16 protein-coding genes are annotated in these 18,406 nt (G+C 58.7%); 1 reads left to right on the top strand and 15 read right to left on the bottom strand.

The window, feature by feature from the left end; genetic code table 11:
• Positions 1 to 80: 80 nt before the first annotated feature.
• Positions 81 to 707 (bottom strand): 23S rRNA (uridine(2552)-2'-O)-methyltransferase RlmE, encoded by a 627-nt coding sequence (gene rlmE / locus KZ772_RS15665; RefSeq protein WP_290537436.1) that lies wholly within the window; start codon positions 705 to 707, stop codon positions 81 to 83.
• A 159-nt stretch (positions 708 to 866) separates the two neighbouring features.
• On the opposite strand from rlmE, the gene KZ772_RS15660 reads away from it, so the two are divergent.
• On the top strand, positions 867 to 1,181 hold the full coding sequence (locus KZ772_RS15660; protein ID WP_290539492.1) for a YhbY family RNA-binding protein: 315 nt from the start codon (positions 867 to 869) through the stop codon (positions 1,179 to 1,181).
• 91 nt (positions 1,182 to 1,272) lie between these two features.
• Here the strand turns inward: KZ772_RS15660 and greA are convergent, their stop codons facing one another.
• The 14 genes from greA to KZ772_RS15590 all read right to left on the bottom strand — a co-directional run bounded on the left by greA (position 1,273) and on the right by KZ772_RS15590 (position 18,328).
• The gene (greA, locus tag KZ772_RS15655; protein ID WP_082810870.1) at positions 1,273 to 1,749 is read right to left on the bottom strand and encodes a transcription elongation factor GreA; all 477 of its coding nucleotides are present in this window, start codon (positions 1,747 to 1,749) and stop codon (positions 1,273 to 1,275) included.
• A gap of 65 nt (positions 1,750 to 1,814) precedes the next feature.
• Positions 1,815 to 5,033 (bottom strand): carbamoyl-phosphate synthase large subunit, encoded by a 3,219-nt coding sequence (carB, locus tag KZ772_RS15650; protein WP_290537435.1) that lies wholly within the window; start codon positions 5,031 to 5,033, stop codon positions 1,815 to 1,817.
• A 66-nt stretch (positions 5,034 to 5,099) separates the two neighbouring features.
• On the bottom strand, positions 5,100 to 6,233 hold the full coding sequence (carA, locus tag KZ772_RS15645; RefSeq protein WP_290537434.1) for a glutamine-hydrolyzing carbamoyl-phosphate synthase small subunit: 1,134 nt from the start codon (positions 6,231 to 6,233) through the stop codon (positions 5,100 to 5,102).
• Between the two features lie 241 nt (positions 6,234 to 6,474).
• Positions 6,475 to 7,302 (bottom strand): 4-hydroxy-tetrahydrodipicolinate reductase, encoded by an 828-nt coding sequence (gene dapB, locus KZ772_RS15640; RefSeq protein ID WP_290537433.1) that lies wholly within the window; start codon positions 7,300 to 7,302, stop codon positions 6,475 to 6,477.
• A 71-nt stretch (positions 7,303 to 7,373) separates the two neighbouring features.
• On the bottom strand, positions 7,374 to 8,534 hold the full coding sequence (locus KZ772_RS15635) for a hypothetical protein (protein ID WP_290537432.1): 1,161 nt from the start codon (positions 8,532 to 8,534) through the stop codon (positions 7,374 to 7,376).
• Positions 8,535 to 8,670: 136 nt separating this feature from the next.
• The gene (locus KZ772_RS15630) at positions 8,671 to 9,684 is read right to left on the bottom strand and encodes a hypothetical protein (RefSeq protein WP_290537431.1); all 1,014 of its coding nucleotides are present in this window, start codon (positions 9,682 to 9,684) and stop codon (positions 8,671 to 8,673) included.
• A complete protein-coding gene (locus KZ772_RS15625) occupies positions 9,684 to 10,121 on the bottom strand; it encodes a hypothetical protein (RefSeq protein ID WP_290537430.1) in 438 nt (145 codons plus the stop codon). Before KZ772_RS15625 ends, KZ772_RS15630 begins: the two co-directional genes overlap by 1 nt.
• A gap of 55 nt (positions 10,122 to 10,176) precedes the next feature.
• Positions 10,177 to 11,163: a hypothetical protein gene (locus tag KZ772_RS15620; protein WP_290537429.1), complete on the bottom strand. Its 987-nt coding sequence runs from the start codon at positions 11,161 to 11,163 to the stop codon at positions 10,177 to 10,179.
• Positions 11,163 to 14,204, bottom strand: coding sequence for a toxin VasX (locus KZ772_RS15615; RefSeq protein WP_290537428.1), 3,042 nt, complete (start codon positions 14,202 to 14,204; stop codon positions 11,163 to 11,165). Before KZ772_RS15615 ends, KZ772_RS15620 begins: the two co-directional genes overlap by 1 nt.
• Entirely contained in the window at positions 14,201 to 14,725 is a 525-nt protein-coding gene (locus KZ772_RS15610; protein WP_290537427.1) for a DUF4150 domain-containing protein, read from the bottom strand. The genes KZ772_RS15615 and KZ772_RS15610 overlap by 4 nt, the downstream gene beginning before the upstream one ends.
• Positions 14,718 to 15,803 carry a hypothetical protein gene (locus KZ772_RS15605; protein WP_290537426.1) on the bottom strand — a complete coding sequence of 362 codons (1,086 nt, stop codon included), beginning with the start codon at positions 15,801 to 15,803 and terminating at the stop codon, positions 14,718 to 14,720. Before KZ772_RS15605 ends, KZ772_RS15610 begins: the two co-directional genes overlap by 8 nt.
• On the bottom strand, positions 15,800 to 16,837 hold the full coding sequence (locus tag KZ772_RS15600) for a DUF2169 domain-containing protein (protein ID WP_290537425.1): 1,038 nt from the start codon (positions 16,835 to 16,837) through the stop codon (positions 15,800 to 15,802). The genes KZ772_RS15605 and KZ772_RS15600 overlap by 4 nt, the downstream gene beginning before the upstream one ends.
• A complete protein-coding gene (locus tag KZ772_RS15595; protein WP_290537424.1) occupies positions 16,830 to 17,900 on the bottom strand; it encodes a hypothetical protein in 1,071 nt (356 codons plus the stop codon). Before KZ772_RS15595 ends, KZ772_RS15600 begins: the two co-directional genes overlap by 8 nt.
• Positions 17,900 to 18,328, bottom strand: a complete 429-nt coding sequence (locus KZ772_RS15590; protein WP_290537423.1) for a hypothetical protein — start codon at positions 18,326 to 18,328, stop codon at positions 17,900 to 17,902. Before KZ772_RS15590 ends, KZ772_RS15595 begins: the two co-directional genes overlap by 1 nt.
• Positions 18,329 to 18,406 lie beyond the last annotated feature (78 nt).

The following is an 18,406-nucleotide window of genomic DNA, read 5'->3' as shown; positions in this document are numbered from 1 at the left end:
TTACACCTTACACCATTTGCCGAACCCTGCGTAATGCCGGTTCGGACAGCAAAACAGCCATTTTACGGCATTTTCACGGCCTATTTCAGACCACTGGCCAGTTGGTACACCTCGGTGGAACGGGCCCGGCTGGCTGCCGGCTTGCGGCTGACGACCCGGTGAAACCGCTGCAACAGCATCTGCCGGTACTCCTCGAAACCTTCGCCCTGGAATACCTTGACCAGAAACTGGCCATCCGGTTCCAGTACCCGCTCGGCCATATCCAGTGCCAGTTCCGCCAGATACATGGCCCGCGGCTGATCCACGCCCTTGTTACCACTCATATTGGGGGCCATATCGGACATTACAAGGTCTGCCTTGCGATCCCCGAGCGCCGCAAGAATTTGCTCATACACTGCATCCTCGCGAAAATCCCCTTCGATGAAGGTCACATCCGGCAGAGCATCCATGGGCAGAATATCGCTGGCGATAACAGTGCCGTGTGAACCCATCAGCCGGCCCGCCACCTGGGACCAGCCACCCGGCGCCGCCCCCAGATCCAGCACCGTCATGCCAGGCCGGAACAGGCGGTCTTTCTCGTTCATCTCCAGCAGCTTGAAGCTGGCGCGGGAGCGATAGCCCTCCGCCTGGGCCTTCGCCACCCACTGGTCGCTGAAATGCTCCTTGAGCCAGGCCTTGCTGGTTTTGGAACGGCTTGATTTCGCCATCAGAGATTACCTCGCCCACCCGGTTTGCCGTTCCCATGCGTAACGGCTGCTTTTCACTTTGCTAACCCGTAGAATACGCCCACTGTCGGGGCAACCCGGACATTCCCTTATTTCCTGTGTCGCCCCGCTGGCGACACCTTGCAGCTCTGGAGCCTCACCGTGCCGCTATCGCAACAGGACATCAAACGGCTGCGCCGTATTGGCCACCATCTCAAACCCGTGCTCATCTTCGGCGGCAAAGGCCTTACCGAAACCTTCGTTGAGGAGCTGAACCTGCGCCTGGAAGATCACGAACTGATCAAGGTGAAGGTCAATGCGGAGACCCGCGACGACCGGGCCGCCATTGTCCAGGCCCTGAGCGAAAAAGGCAGCGCGGAGCTGATCCAGCGCATCGGCAACATCGCCCTGCTCTACCGGCCAGCACAGAAGCCCAACCCGAAACTATCCAACATCCTGCGCTATCAGGACGCGTAACTGCCGCCTGGCGGTTTCACGCTGGAACTTATGAAAAAGGCGACGTTAAACGTCGCCTTTTTCTTTTGCCTTACACATTGAGACTGCCACCTCAGATGTGCTCGACCTTGTCGACCTCATACTCGCGAGTGCCCCCGGGAGTATCGATTTGCACCACATCCCCTTCTTCCCGGCCAATCAGGCCACGGGCGATGGGGGAATTGACGCTCAGCTTGCCCTGCTTGATGTTGGCCTCGTCGTCACCAACGATCTGGTAGACCTTCTCTTCGTCGGTATCCACATCAATGATGGTCACGGTGACGCCGAAGATGACCTTGCCAGTGTTTTCCAGTTCGGTGATATCAATGATCTGGGCAGCGCCCAGCTTCGACTCGATCTCGTTGATGCGCCCCTCGCAGAACCCCTGCTGCTCACGGGCCGCATGGTATTCCGCATTTTCTTTCAGATCACCGTGCTCACGGGCCTCGGCAATGGCCGCAGTAATGCGCGGGCGATCTTCCCGCTTCAGCTTCTCCAGCTCCGCACGCAGGGCATCTGCGCCCTTGGCGGTCATTGGTATGCGTTGCATAGTTGTCCTCGTCTTTTTATGGAAACCGCCCGGAGCACTCAGCTCCGAGCGCTCCCAGGGACGATTTACTGCATTTGTGCGTGCAAGTCCTGCAGGCGGCGAACTGTGGGTTCACCACTGATACCCAGCGCCTGACACACCGCATGGGCCGCGGTAATGGTGGTGGTGTAGAACACCCGGTGCTGCAGGGCGGAGCGACGGATAGCGAAGGAATCGCGGATCGCCTGCTTGCCCTCGGTGGTGTTCACGATCAGGGCAATCTCGTCATTCTTGATCATGTCGACGATATGCGGACGCCCTTCCAGCACCTTGTTGACCACTTTCACTTCCAGACCGGCGTCGCTGATCACCTTGGCGGTACCACGGGTGGCCACCAGGTTGAAACCACGCTCGATCAGCATACGCGCCACATCAATGGCCGCTGGCTTGTCCACTTCCCGCACCGAAATAAAGGCGGTGCCTTTTTCCGGGAGCTTTTCGCCGGCTCCCAGCGACGCCTTGCCAAAGGCCTCCGCAAAGGTGGCACCAACGCCCATCACTTCCCCGGTGGATTTCATTTCCGGGCCGAGAATGGGGTCCACCTTCGGGAACTTGGCAAACGGGAATACCGCTTCCTTCACGAAGTAATGCTGTGGTTTGACCTCTTCGGTGAAGCCCTGCTCCTTGAGGCTGGTACCGGCCATACAACGGGCCGCCACCTTGGCCAGGGACACGCCGATGCACTTGGACACGTAGGGCACGGTCCGCGACGCACGGGGATTCACTTCCAGAACATACACCTCACCGCTCTTGACCGCGAACTGCACATTCATCAAACCGATCACGCCCAGCTCCAGCGCCATGTCGGCGGCCTGCTGGCGCATCACGTTCTGTACCTCTTCGTCCAGGGAGTACGGCGGCAGGGAACAGGCGGAGTCACCGGAGTGCACGCCGGCCTGCTCGATATGCTGCATGATGCCGCCGATCACCACATCGGTGCCGTCGCAGACCGCATCCACGTCCACTTCAATGGCGTCGTCCAGGAAGCGATCCAGCAGCACTGGCGAATCGTTGGACACGGATACCGCGTTCATCATGTAGTTGCGCAGCTCGGCTTCGCTGTAAACGATTTCCATGGCGCGACCGCCCAATACATAGGAGGGACGCACCACCAGCGGATAACCGATTTCCTCCGCCAGGCGAACGCCATCCTCCATGGAGCGGGCAGTACGGTTGGGCGGCTGCTTGAGGCCAAGCTTGTTGACCATCTGCTGGAACCGCTCCCGGTCTTCTGCCTCATCAATGGCATCCGGCGGGGTACCGATAATGGGCACACCGGCGGCCTGCAGGGCACGGGCCAGCTTCAGCGGCGTCTGGCCGCCGTACTGTACGATCACACCCTTGGGCTTTTCCTTGGCGACGATGGCCAGCACATCTTCCAGGGTCACCGGCTCGAAATACAGGCGGTCGGAGGTGTCGTAATCGGTGGACACGGTTTCCGGGTTACAGTTGACCATGATGGTCTCGTAACCGTCATCCTTCATGGCAAAGGCAGCGTGCACACAGCAGTAATCGAACTCGATACCCTGACCGATACGGTTGGGGCCGCCGCCGATCACCATGATCTTGTCGCGGTCGGACGGGTTCGCCTCGCACTCTTCGTCATAGCTCGAGTACATGTAGGCGGTGTCAGTGGAAAACTCCGCCGCGCAGGTATCCACCCGCTTGTAGATAGGCTGCACGCCCAGCTCGTCGCGCTTGCCGCGAACGTCCGCTTCCTTCACACCCAGCAGCTGTGCCAGGCGGGCATCAGAGAAGCCCTTGCGCTTGAGCGCATACAGGCTGTCGCGGTTCAGGTCGCTGAATGTGGTAGCTGCCAACTGCTGCTCGGCACGCACCAGATCCTCGATCTGCACCAGGTACCAGCGGTCGATCTTGGTGATGTTGAACACATCATCCACGGTCATGCCGACCCGGAAGGCATCACCGACAATCCAGATCCGTTCCGGCCCCGGCGTGGCCAGCAACTGGGCCACCTGCTCGCGGGCATCCGGCGCGGACGGGTCCACACTGGGATCAAAGCCCACGGACTCGGTTTCCAGACCGCGCAGAGCTTTCTGCACCGATTCCTGGAAGTTACGACCGATGGCCATCACTTCGCCTACGGACTTCATCTGGGTAGTCAGTACCGCGTCCGCTTCGGCAAATTTCTCGAAGTTGAAGCGCGGAATCTTGGTAACCACGTAATCGATGGACGGCTCGAAGGAGGCCGGGGTCTTGCCACCAGTGATCTCGTTCTGCAGCTCGTCCAGGGTGTAACCCACCGCCAGCTTGGCGGCCACCTTGGCAATCGGGAAACCGGTGGCCTTGGAGGCCAGTGCCGAAGAACGGCTCACCCGCGGATTCATTTCGATCACCACCATGCGGCCGTTGTCCGGGTTGACCCCGAACTGCACGTTGGAACCGCCGGTTTCCACACCGATCTCGCGCAGCACCGCCAGGGAGGCGTCGCGCATGATCTGGAATTCTTTATCGGTGAGGGTCTGCGCCGGGGCTACGGTGATGGAGTCACCGGTATGCACACCCAAGGGGTCAAAGTTTTCGATGGAGCAAACGATGATGCAGTTGTCCTTTTTGTCGCGGACCACCTCCATCTCGTACTCTTTCCAGCCCAGCAGGGACTCGTCGATCAACAGCTCGTTGGTGGGCGACAGGTCCAGACCACGCTGGCAGATTTCCTCGAACTCTTCCCGGTTATAGGCAACACCACCACCGGAACCACCCATGGTGAAGCTGGGCCGGATAATGCAGGGAAAGCCCAGCTCTTCCAGCGCCGCATTGGCTTCTTCCATGTTGTGAGCCATGGCAGAGCGCGGGCACTCCAGACCGATGGCCTTCATGGCCTGGTCGAAACGGTGCCGGTCTTCCGCCTTGTCGATGGCATCCTGGGTGGCGCCGATCATTTCCACACCGAACTCGGCCAGCACGCCGTGCTTGTCCAGATCCAGCGCGCAATTGAGGGCGGTCTGCCCGCCCATGGTGGGCAGCAGGGCGTCCGGGCGCTCTTTTTCGATGATCTTGGCCACGGTTTGCCAGGTGATCGGCTCGATGTAGGTGGCATCGGCCATGGCCGGGTCGGTCATGATGGTGGCCGGATTGGAGTTCACCAGGATGACCCGGAAACCCTCTTCACGCAGGGCCTTGCAGGCCTGGGCACCGGAATAGTCAAACTCACAGGCCTGGCCGATAACAATCGGGCCAGCACCAATGATGAGAATGCTTTGTATGTCAGTTCTTTTCGGCATAGTTCACTAACCGTCAGACGTAAATGGCTGCATCAGGGACCCGGCGATGCCGGGTCAGGCTCTGGCTTACTCTTGGCTCTTCGCTTCCATCAGTTCGATGAAGTGATCGAACAATGGCGCACAGTCACGCGGACCAGGGCTTGCTTCCGGGTGCCCCTGGAAGCTGAAGGCCGGCACATCAGTGCGGTGAATACCCTGCAAGGTGCCATCGAAGAGGGACACATGCGTCACCTTCAGATTATCGGGCAGGGAGTCCATATCCACGGCAAAACCGTGGTTCTGGCTGGTGATCATCACGGTGTCATCGGCCAAGGTCTTCACCGGGTGGTTAGCGCCGTGGTGGCCAGTGCCCATCTTCATGGTCTTGGCGCCACTGGCCAGGGCCAGCAGCTGATGGCCCAGGCAGATACCGAATACCGGCTTGCCGGTGGCGACGATCTCCTTGATGGCCTCGATGGCATAGTCACAAGGCTCCGGGTCACCGGGGCCGTTGGACAGAAAGATGCCGTCAGGATTCATGGCCAGCACATCGGCGGCCGGAGTCTGCGCCGGCACCACGGTGAGCTTGCAGCCACGCTCGGCCAGCATGCGCAGGATGTTGCGCTTGACGCCGTAATCGTAAGCCACCACATGAAAGCGTGTGTCGGTCTGCTCGGTATGGCCTTTTTCCAGGTCCCAGGTGGACTCGGTCCAGCTATAGGCGTCACTGACGGTGACTTCCTTGGCCAGATCCATGCCCTTCAGGCCCGGGAACCCTTTGGCCGCTTCCAGCGCGACGGATTCATCCAGGTTATCGCCGGCGATAATGCAGCCGTTCTGGGCGCCCTTGTCACGCAGGATGCGGGTCAGGCGGCGGGTGTCGATCTCCGCAATGGCCACGATATTGTTGTCGCGCAGGTAGTCCGGCAGGGACTGCTGGCTACGCCAGTTACTGACCGTCATGGCCAGATCGCGGATCACCAGGCCAGAGGCCCAGATCTGGGCGGACTCTTCGTCCTCGGGCGTCACACCGGTGTTGCCAATATGAGGATAGGTCAGGGTCACAATCTGTTTGGCGTAGGAGGGATCCGTAAGGATTTCCTGGTAGCCGGTCATCGCGGTGTTGAACACCACTTCACCCACGGTCTGACCCGTGGCACCGATAGCAACACCCCGAAAGATGCTTCCGTCTTCAAGAGCGAGAATGGCGGGAACCGTCAACGCAACCTCCAGGCTGGTAAGAATATAGGGAGATATGCGGCAGGGCACATTCGCAAAAAAGCGAGATGGATTGCTCCACCTCGCTTTTTCATGAAATTCGTCATCAGTGCCCCGCACGCCCATCACGGGCTGCGCGTATTTTAGGGCCTCGGGAGACAAATGTCACGCTCAAGGACCGCAAGCCCACGGCACGCGCCACGCAATGGGCAGGCCCAGCCCCTGCGGCATGGCGTATGGGGCCTTATTTCTTGCCCCAGCCGGCGCTCTCGCCCGTCAGGCCGAGCACGTCCTGCATGTCGAACAATCCCTTGTCGTGCCCGCCCAGCCAGGCGGCAGCCCGGACAGCACCACGGCCAAAGGCCATGCGGCTGGAGGCCTTGTGGGTGATTTCCACCCGCTCGCCGTCGGCGGCGAACATGACGGTGTGATCCCCGACAATGTCCCCGGCACGAATGGTCTCGAAACCGATGGTCTGGCGATCGCGCTCACCGGTACGACCCTCACGCCCATAGACGGCGCATTCGTTCAGGTCACGCCCGAGGGTCTGGGCCACCACTTCCCCCATACGCAGGGCGGTGCCGGATGGCGCATCGATCTTGTGACGATGATGGGCCTCAATCACCTCGATATCCGCCTCTTCTGCCATCACACGGGCGGCGGTTTCCAGCAACTTGAAGCACAGATTCACGCCGATGGAGTAGTTGGGCGCAAAACAGATAGCGATGTCCTCACTGGCAGTGCGCAAGGCAGCCTTCTGGTCGTCATCCAGCCCGGTGGTACCGATCACCAGCTTGGTTCCCGCCGCACGGCAGACCTCTACATTGCGGGCGGTGGCTTCCGGCACGGTGAAATCGATAAATACATCGGCATCCTTGACCACCTTATTCAGGTCATCCGCCAGCATCACGCCGCTGGCGCCCTGCCCTACCAGCTCGCCGGCATCGGCACCGATCAGGCTGGAACCGGGCACGTCCACCGCCGCCGCCAGGGTAGTATCCGGGTTGGCCAGGGTGGCCTCGATCAGAATCCGGCCCATGCGACCGGCCGCGCCGATAATGCCTACTTTCATGCTGTATTCCTTGGAAATCACACCGTGGGAGCGGCCACTCGACCGCTCCCACAACAAAATGACAAAGACGGCTAGTCTACCAGAAAGGGCGAGCGGGTCACCGCGTAGAGGTTGTGGTTTTCCTTGCGCATGAACTTGCGCCGCTTACGGTCAAAGCGCTTGAAACTCATGCCGCTGTCACGCCAGGCCTGCACTTCCTGCAGCCGCTTGCGGGCATAGGCCCGGTCCAGCCACTCCATGGAAAACCGCGCCGGCATCTCGGCGGCCTTCTGCAATTGCGCCAGCGCCTGCTCCGCTGCGTCGCCCTGGTAGGTATAAAGCAGGCTGTTGGCATACTCATAACGCACAATCGCCAGATCCGGCACCGCCTGCAGCGACAACTCAAAGGGACGGGTGGCATCCTTGCTGTCCGCCGCCAGAGTCAGCCTGCCCGCCGCCTTGCCCACCCGGCGCAGCACATTGGCCTCGAACGCCGCGCTCAGCGACAGTGCCAGCGGATGCCGTGGCTCCACCGCCAGAATCTCGGTGGCCGCATTGATCACCATGGCCGCGTAATTGCGCTGCAGCGTGGCCGGCACCGACTCATCCTCCGCCAGCCGCGCCACCGCATAGCCAAAACCGAGACGCAGCATGCAGTAATCCGCCGTCAGCCCTTCCTCCCCCGGCAGAATGGCCACCTGCTCACCAAACCAGGCCATCTCGTTAATGGCCTCCTGCAACAGCTGCTGCTTCTGGGTATGTGAAGGCGCCAGATAGGTGGCGTAGATAATCTGCGATACCAGCCCCGGCACCCGGGCATAGCCGCCATAACGCTTGCCAAGCTCACGGGCATGGCGGAAGTCCCCACGGAAAAACGCCTGCCAGACCTCCAGCACATTGCGGCTGTGCTGCTCCCAGTTGTCATCCTGATAATGCAGATCGCGATAAAGGGAAGGGAAACGTTGATAGCGCGCTTTCAGATAGTCCGGCGACGGAAACGGGATCCGCAGCCCCCGCATAAAACCGGGCCACTGCTGGCGAATTTCATCGTAGGTGTAGGTATAGGAAGAAGAATCAAACGGTACTGATACCCAGGGCGTCTCCAGCACCTGCACATCCAGTTCCAGCGGCGCCTTCTGGGCAAAGGTTGCCCGTGCCCGCTCATGAGCCTGATCAACAGGCGCCGAATATAAAGAAAGGGGAAGACAACACAACATACCCCCCAGCATCCCTGCCAGCAGCCGCGCAGCCATGATTACCTCTGTTATTGTTGTTTTTATGCACAATATCGCAGGCGGGGTTAAAGCGGCAACGACAGTGGTTAAATTTCAGACTATTGACCTACCATGGCTGCAATGACATCGCAGAGGCCGTCCATGGCCTCTGCCATCAAGAGGCGCGACGCTCGGCTCTCCGTTTTCGATGGGGCTCCTCGAAAAGGGCTTCCGCCTGCTCCAGGGTCAAAGACTCCCAAGCCGGCCCGGGAATGTGGGCTTCCCGTTCATGCTTTTTCAGTTTCTTCCACTTGCCGTCAGAGGCGATTACATGGCTTGGGGCTGTGGGAAGTTTAGTCATATCCAGGTGTTTCCAGTCCTTTCCATAGGTAAAAGGCCTCTCAAAGTTTCCCGCCCCAAGACCCAATACTTTGGTTTTCGTACCAATAAAGTACTGCATGGCCGTCATATCTCCATTAAAGCAGGCATCACAGTTTTCTTGTCGAATCCCCAGCATCTTGGTCATATTCTTATGATGTGCAGGGCCGTAGCACATAAAATGCACAGCCAGCCACCATTGCTCGTCCGGCTCATATCCAGGACAAATCATTTGCTTACGAAAGATATACGACAACAACAGAGATTTTGGAGCATAAAACGGGGGGGGAAGGAAATAAAAAGCATCCTCATCTGTTTTCCCGACTTTCCATATATTTGGAATATGCCAGCGAATCTTCATAAAGTGGGCATTCTTCCAGGGAACACTGATATAGCTCCCCAAAAGAGGCCGAGAAAAATGCACCAATCCTCGCCGCCGATCAAAGGCCAGAAAACGGCGGCTTGTAGAAAAAAGGCCGTAGTAAACCATCGATGCGCCTACAACCAACGTGATGATAAAAAACCAGAACCAGAAAAGATCACCACTGCCGATAAAAAAAGGAAGCATCCAGGATATAGCATTAACAATGACGATTGCCCCGCTCACGCAAACAAACAAACCATAGGGTCGATACCCGAAAACCAGGACATCCTTTGCACCCCAGACAAAGGGAGGCAGCATACTCATTTCCTTTCTCTGCCTTTTTACCTCTGGGAAAGGGCGAAGGTCGGCATTGTCCGACCATGCCTCCGGTTTGTTGATCATTCTGGCTAAATGCCAGATACGCCCTTCCATTTTTAATATCGGCATTAGTCGATTTTCTCCGGCTTCGCTGTTGGTGGATTACCCGTTCTTTCAATATGCTGCCAGGCGTGATCAGCGATGGCCTTGTCTTCCCACCGCCAACTCCAGTGAGTCGCTGCCCCCTCTACCGGAGCGATAAGCGAGCCATCGCCGAACAGGTCCAGGCTGGCTTCAATTTCTGCCCGGCCAAAGCCGTGACTGGCGACCTCTTTCGGCAGTCTCAGATAACCCTCCAATGCAACCAGGTCCTCGCCATCCAAAATCTCTTTGGTATGCAGGGCCTGGCTGAGGTAGCGCATGCCGGACTCACCCGGAATCCAGCCCGGCTCATGGAAGAGCGAAACCACCAGATTCAGTTTGCTCTGACCCACCTGGTAGCCGCTCATATCCACTCGGGCCTTGATGATGACATGGTCGCTGCTCGGGGCAGGGGTGTTATCCATCGGCAACAAGCTGGGCTTGCTCTCCCGCTGATCAGGATGCTGGGCGTTTCGCTTTCTATTTTCGATGGGGTTCCTCGAAAAGGGCTTCCGCCTGCTCCGGGGTCAAAGATTCCCACGCCGGCCCGGGAATGTGGGCTTCCCGTTCATGCTTTTTCAGCTTCTTCCATTTGCCATCAGGGCCGATTACATGGCTTGGGGCTGTGGGGAGCTTAGACATATCCAGGTGTTTCCAGTCCTTTCCATAGTCAAAGTGAAGCTCAGTACTTCCGATACCAGGATAAACCTTTGTCTTATCTCCTATATGATATTGCATAGCGGCCATATCTCCCCCAAAGCAGGCATCACAATCTTCTTTCCGCTCATCCAGCATCTTGGCCATATTCTTATGATGCGCCGGGCCGTAGCACATAAAATGTACGGCCAGCCACCATATTTTGTCCGGCTTACACCCAAAAGCGATCATTTGCTGACGGAAGACATACGACAGCAAGGAGGATTGTGGGGCGCGAAATGGAGGGGGCAAGAAATAAAAAGCATCCTCATCTGTTTTCCCGGCTTTCCATATATTTGGGAAATGCCAGCGAATCTTCATGAAATGGGCATTCTTCCAAGGCACACTGATATAGCGCCCCGAAATGGGCCGCGAAAAATGCACCAGGCCTCGCTGCCGATCAAACGCCAGAAATCGGCGACTTGTAGAAAAAAGGCCGTAGTAAACCATCGACACGCCGACAACCAGTGTGATGAAAAAAAACCAGAACCAGAAAGCACCTCCGGTACTGATTAACCGAAGAACAATCCACGATATAGCATTACCAATGACGAGCGCGCCGCTTACACATACAAACAACCCATAGGGCCGATAACCGAAAACCAGGATATCCTCTGCGACCCAGGCCGAAGGGGTCAGCATATCCATGCCCTTTCTCATTTTTTTTACTTCCGGGAAAGGGCGAAGATCGGCATTGTCCTCCCAGCTTTCAGGCTTGTTAAGTTTTCTGGCCAGATGCCAGATACGGCCCTCTACTTTCAGAATGGGCATCAGCTAATCTCCTCCGGCTTCGCTGTGGGTGGATGGCTGCTTCTTTCAATATGCTGCCAAGTGTGGTCGGCGATGGCCGTGTCTTCCTCTACCCAGCTCGAGAGAGTAATCGGTCCATCGATCGGCGCTATCAGAGAACCATCACCGAGTAGATCCAGGCTGGCTTCGAGTTCGGCACCGGCGATAACCGCCCTTCTGGGCAGCCGCACATAGCCTTCTAAAGCCACCAGGTCATCCCCATCCAGCACTTCCTTGGTGTACAAGGCCTGGCGGGGATAGCGCATACCTGACTTCCCCGAGAACCAGCCCGGCTCATGGAAGAGCGAAACCGCCAGGTTCAGTTTGCTCTGGCCCACCTGGTAGCCGCTCATATCCACTCGGGCCTTGATGATGACATGGTCGCTGGTAGGGGCAGGGGTGTTATCCATGGGCAACAGGCTGGGCTTGCTCTCCCGATGGATGCCGATATGGGCCTGGACCTGGCAGAACAGCTTGCGGAAATGGTTGATCTCGTCACTCAGATCCGGCAAAGACCGGGATTGCTCGACGAGGCCGCTTTCGGGTTCCAGCCTAGCCGGGTCTTCGGGTTCGTCAAAGGGCCCGCCAATCAGGGGGTAGGCATCCTGGCCGAAGTAACCCAGCCGCAGGGCATCTTCCAGCTTGCTACGTTCGCCAAACAACACAACAAGACCGCCGGCCAGCGCCAGCACTACGCCGAGCGGCGCCGCCACTACCGAACTACTGGCCAATGAACCCCATACAATCATGGCGCCACCTACCACCCCTAGGCCGCCGCCTGCGGCCACCTGCGTATTCCCGGTTGCCACCCCCTTGGTGACATTCCAGCCGCCAAAAACCACTTCCGCCAGACCGCCTGCGGCACCGAAGACTTGCTTGGCAGCTTTTCCTGCAAGCTTCGTGGTATCGAAGACCTTCCCTTTCTTCTCAAGGCTCTTGCGCAACAGCTTATTTGTATCCCTTCGGCGCAACGCTCGCGCCTGGCTTCTTGCTGAATGTCGACGAGGGTGTTTCAGGATTTTTTCACTCTTCTTGATCAGCCGTTTTGCCTCTTCATCCTTTATCCTCACTACGTCCAGGTTCTTCTTCGCCCATTTTTCCGCTTCGCCGCCGAAGAATGACAGGGCTGACATTGATGCGGAAAATGCCGCCACATCGGATTCAAAATTTTTATTCTTCAATGCGCCGTTAATGGAAAGCGACGCATTGATAATATGCAACGGCGCCAATACCCGCGTCGCATAGCGTTGGAAATCCGGGTTGTCACTCAACGATTCTAGATAAGCGGATACGCTTTTTCCTTCCGGCAGAAGCTGAAAGACGCGGCTTTCACTAATAGTTTTTATGGAACGAGAAAAGCTGGCGGGCTGGAAGCGATACTCGCCGGGCTTCAAGGGGGCGGCCTGCCCCAGCGGTACCGCCCTTCCCAGCGGCATTTGAAAGGCCTGCATGACGATACCGGTTAAGTGAACGATATCATCGGCTACCTTGCCGAGTGTGTCCGAGGTCAGGTTAACGAGTTTGTCAGTGTGCAAGCGGGTATAGCCTTCGATCAACTGGCTGATGACACCCGTTACCGCTGTTGTGATGGGTACACTGGCTTCCGGGCCCAGCGTATTCGCCAGGTTATACTTGGCAGCGCTGAACTCGGGGTTACGCATGGAGGTGATGCGGCGCATTTGCTCGACTACCGGGAAGGGCAGTTTTTGCAAACTTTCCAGCCATTCTTCATCGCCACGCAAGACTCGCTGTTGGTAGCTGGCCATTTCTGTGGTCTGGCATTCCCCGGTGAGGATAGTCCAGTGGATGACGCCCAACGCGTGGCAGTAATCATTGCCGGACTGAAAATAATCCGCCAATGCAGCGCGCACCTGCGGTTGCTGGAGCTTGCCGGCTAGCTCGGTATCGGCCTGGTCCCGGAGAGAGACCAGTTTTTTGGTAAGCGCCTCCCAGCTTTCAATGGTATTTTCGACCTCGTCCATGCGCACATGTTCGCGCAGTTTCTGGCTGTGGTAGGACTTGTCGTCCTCTTCAATCAGTTCCTTGATGAGCATCGCCAACGGGAATTCGCCGGAGGAATCCGCCTGTTCCGCCAGGACCTCTTCCAGCTCAATCAGGCCATGGTATTCATCGGCCAGTTCGCGCGCGCTGGCTAGCGGGTCTTTCACTGCCAAATAGGCGACCCTGCCAGTGATATCTTCTTCCGACAGGGAAGAAAGCTCTTTGCCAGCCTCTGTGCTCCTGTGTGCTTCAATAGCATTAGCAGGACAAAGATAATGCGTTTTCAGTTTCTCGATATCCCAGCCATCACTGTAAGCGGATAAATCCAGTGTCTGGAACCGGCTTTCCCGGAAGCCCTCATCCCCCTGAATGTCCCGATAGGGCTCATGCACTGCCAGATCCGGGAGAAACCGCTTGTCATCAGCCGACATGCCTCCCATTTTGCAAAGGTATTGCCAACTCCACTGAATTTCAGAGAATGCCACCTGCACTGTCGGGCTTTGGCCATTGAGTCGATAAGGCAAGGTCAGCACATCATAGTCAAAGCCCATGCCTGCACTTGGCCTGACATTCTTACCCTGGTATTTGGCCAGGTTCACATCCTGAAAAACCGCGTCGTCGGATATTTTTACTTCCCGCCATAAATGGCCATCTATAAAAACATAGAGCCACCCCTGACGCAGATTCTGGAGTTGTATTTCCTCTTCATCCAGCAGTCGAACCAAGCGAGCGGGCATCAACCCCACATCCGGGGTTTTGTCTTCGTCTTTTGAGGCTGTCTCCGACTCACCAAGGGGAATCAGGTAATAGCCGAAATCACCCTCGCCCTCAGGGAAATAGCCGTTTTCCTTCAGTCCTTCCAGTACATCCGGCGAGTAATCAGCACCACCATCAAGGTAGGACAGGCTCAGTCTTTGCTTCCCGGTTTCAGCAGGAAACAATGCAAGCTCTCGCTGAGAAGATCCGGATAGTAGTGCCGAAACCTGCTTCGACATGGAGAGTGGTGCACTGGCTGCCATCATGCCTTGTCACTCCTTACCACGACCTTCCGCATGACATGCGCGGAGACTGTTTCCTCAACAACCACAGCCTGTTCCTGCTGACCGATTCCCTGCTCCTCCGTCTCCCCCGCGGTAAGATCCGAAGGAATGCCCGCCCCCGGTTGCTGCAAGGGCGCAGGCGGGGTGTTGCCGTTGTTGGAGATCATCTGGTCGGCCATGCGGACGGCGGGTTGGCCTTCGATCATGACGTTGGCGGACGAGGTGATGAACTGGGCCTGGCCCTTGATGGAGCCGGACATGACGCCGCCGCAGACGCCACCCTCATCGCCGCCGCTGACGGCGAAAGTGGAGCTGATATGGCAGGCGGGTTGGCCGTTGATCATCACCGAGCTCGCCGTGCCGGTGGCATCTTTGGACAAGGCAGTATTGGTGTAGGGGATCGGCTGACAGAACGGTGGTGTCTTGCAAACATCCATGGCGACAAAAACACCGCCCGACCCTGCATGAACGGCGGTCCTGCCGTTGATGACCACATTACTCATTGTTCGCTCCCTGTGCGTTGTGCACTCTTGTTCTGCTTCGGTCTTGCGCTTCCCGGCAATGGCCGATGAGCGCGGCAAACCGTTCACCGTTGTCGCCACGATCGACTACCAGTGCCTGCTCTGCCGGCTGCAAGGGCCAGCCCAGTCGCTCACAGGCCAGAGCGATGGCTGCCGGCAAGGCGGCAGCGCCAAGCTCACCCACCTGCAGGGCCGGCTTGAGCTGTTGCTGGTATGGCTGCGGCTCCGGTTGGGGCGCGTCCAGCTCCCCTTTGCGCATGGCCAGATTGACTCTTGGCGCCAATCGCTGCGGCCACAAACGCTGGCGGGTATGGTGCCATTCCAGATCGTCTTTGGGCGTTTGCGCCCTGCTGTGAACGATTAACGAGGGGCGCGGCAATGGCGCTTCAGCCCCCAAAGACGCCAGAGTGTCTGCCAGCCCCGCAAGCGCTATCGGCGTAATCGCCGCATGGTTGGGCTCTACTCCCCGGCTTTCGTTTTGCCAACGAAAGGGCCCGGCTTCCCGGGTAAAACGGCACCAGGCCAGGCCCTCCCCCAACGCTACCCCGTCTGCCGACTTGTCTGTGCGCAACGTGCCGGCCGCAGCGTACTGCTGCAGGGTGACCGGGTGGACCAGCGAGTCCACCCCGAGCAACGCGAACGATGCCACGTCTCCGCCACGCAATGCAGCCAACAGGTCCGCAAACGGCTCATGACAAGCACCCTGCCGATGGATCACCAACTTCTCTTTGATCTTCTCGCTCAGCGAGACGGACTCCATCAATTCAAGTAGCCGGTGATGGCGCTCCTGTTCAACGTCCGGCAATGCCAGCAGAATCTGCTCGCAGTTTTCGGCCAATGCCTCCAGCCGCGCTTCCAGTTGCTCCTGCAAATCCATCTCTTCGGGCAGCACCGCCAGGCAAGGATGATGGGCGCGTGTGTCATCGCCCACGGCCAACGCCAGAGTCTTTTCCACGTTTACTGCCGGCACGCCGGCCAGGGTGGCGCAAAGCAGCACTCTGGCACTGTCTCCCGTTGGCAGCCACACACCATAATCTTGAACGAACACCGCCTGGCTCATGCCGCCACCTCATTCTCAAGGTATGAAGCCGCCAGCAAACGCAGCCAGGCGGGCTGGCCGCCGAGGGTGGCCGGGTCGATCCGGGTTCGGGCGATCAGGGTCAAGGTGCGCTGTTCGGTATCAATGATCAGGGTGTCGCATTCGGTGTGCAGACGTTGCGGCGAATGGCCACGGCGAATCAGTAGCGCGGCGGGCTGCCAGCTCGGCAGTGTCAGCGTGACCGGTTCCGGGTGGTCCGCAAAGAAGCCCTGCAATGTCAGTGTTTCACCCCCGGTAAAGGCATGGGCCAGCCACTGATCCTGAGGCGCGCAGTGATGCAATGATGGCTGGGCATCGCTGCCCCAGGGACACCCCTGCCCGTCCAGCGGCATTTCAGAAGGCGTGCCGAAACGGGCCTGACGAGGCATCCAGAACACCGGCAAGGGGCCGAACCCGGCCACCGGACAGGGGCGCGAAGGAGACAGGGCTGACTGCCCCACATATTCAATTTGCGGCGCGCGCGGATCCACGATTTTCCAGCCGGAAGGATTGAAGCCACGCCCCACCGGGTTATGTTTTTCCCGCTGGCCACTTTTGTCGTGACTGCCGCCGTAGGCGTTTTCATAACGCAGTGGCAGCGCGGCGAAGGGCGCGGGCTCTCCCCGCCGGGCGCCGATCAGCCCCTTTTCCCAGCCATGCTCTCCCAGTACCACCAGTTGCTTGCGCCGACTGATGTCCCGCTGGCAAATTTCGACACTGACACGGGCGCGATTCTCCGCGCCGGTGCGGGTGTAGGCCTTGCCGTGCAGGTAATACTCGGCACCTTGCTTGAACGCGCCGATTTCATTCGCGTCTTTCAGACTGGTTTCCATGGGCTTGCCGTAATGGCTATCCGCCAACAATGGCGAAGGCTGCTCCTCCGCCACAGCGATATTCCCCTGCAGATCAAAATCCAGCGTCAAACGGGCCACCAGAACAGCTCGATAATTGCCGGCCAGATCCCAACCGGGAACCACCACAGCGCCGGCGCCGGTTTCATTGACCAACTCAAGCATCGGCGACTCCCTCACTCAGGGAGTGGAACTGCCAACCTTCTGCGGCCAGCACGCGCCGCCCGGCCAACCAGCTTTGTTGCGCCGCTATCAACGGGGCAATCCTGCCAGTCCATTGCTGGCCAAGTGCATTCAGAGACGACGGCGTCACGGGTTCGCCAAAGAAATAGCGCGTATCGCTCTGCCACTGTTTGGCTTGCCAACGGCTGGCAGCCGCCCGGGCATCGGGCAACGTTTGTTGCGACTCTCGCGACGACTCATCGCTCGCCCCCACCGCCTGCAGACGCGGCTTGCGAGGTGCCGATTCACCACAGAGCCAGAACCAGGCCTGCCCCGCGTCTTCGCAACGTTCCACCTGCCCCATGGCATCCAGCAGCTGACGCGCCGCTGACACCGCGCCATCGAAAGCCAACCCCAAAAGGTTGTCCGGCGGGTGACCGCTCAACGCCAGCAGCAGCGCCAAGAGGGTGTCGTCCTGGCAATCCCCAGAAGCCTGAACAGCCTGCGGATCCCTTCGCACCAACCCGGCCTGCAAGGCACAACGACGGGAGCGGGGGAAATCAGGGTTCTGGTACCAGGGCTGAAAACGGGAAATATCCACACCGGCCACATCCTGAAAAAGCAGCCATTTGGCCAGTACCGCATCGTGCTCAGCGGCCTCATCCTCACCCATGGCCATGGCCGCCTGCTCCGACATCAGCGCGGCACGCAGCTCAGGATGCTGCGCCTCACCACTAGACGACGACAGCGTCATCGCCTCAATGACGGCGCCCTGTTGCTCAGGCTTCAGTTCAGGAAAAATCTCGTCGAGGCTTTCCAGACAATGGACGCTGTCTCGCTGCAAACCCACCCAGGTTTCCACGAACAACGCCGGCGGGCGCAATGACGCCTCGGGATGACCCTCCTGGTGAATCGCCACCGCATCCAGATTGGCCGCCAGTCGCCAGTCCAGTTGTCGCAACGCGTCCAGCGGCGAGGCAGGCGCATTCAACAGACGACCGCGGCGCTGAAACAGCGCTGTGGCTTCGCGATAGAAAGTGTCGACCTGCGGCAACATGACTGACATTAGTTGATCTGCACCAAGCCACCCATGATGCGCTGCAAGCCGCTGGCCAGGGTGTGGATTTCCTTGCCGTCTACGGTGATGCAGCCCGCCGGGGTGATGGCAATGGAGGCGTCGCCCACCTGCAGTTGCAGCCCCTTGTCACAACGCAGGCTCAGGGCGCCGCTTTCGGTGAACTGAAACGGTGAGGCGTCGATACCACCCAACTGGGCGGTGATCACCCAGCCCTGGCGGGTGGGCTGCACCAACACGGTGTCGCCGACCTGTAACGGAGACAGATTGCGAACCGCCTCCACTGGCGTCACCCGTTCGCCGGAATCCTGCAATGCGAGTGTGGGCACGCCCTCTGCGCTAGCCTCAACCCTGGCCAGTTGCGCCATTGCCTCATTGCCCGGAGCCCGGACTGCCCTGGTGGCTTGCTGCTGTTTCATGGTTGCTGTTATCCCCTGACTGGCCCATTCAAAAGCTGGGATGGTCGAGGGTTAGCGTGGGATTGTCATTGCGCTGAG

Source organism: Alcanivorax sp. (genome assembly GCF_019431375.1).
GTDB classification, from domain to species: Bacteria; Pseudomonadota; Gammaproteobacteria; order Pseudomonadales; family Alcanivoracaceae; genus Alcanivorax; species Alcanivorax jadensis_A.
The sequence above is the reverse complement of the archived record's forward strand: the minus strand, read 5'-3'. Positions and strand labels throughout refer to the sequence as shown.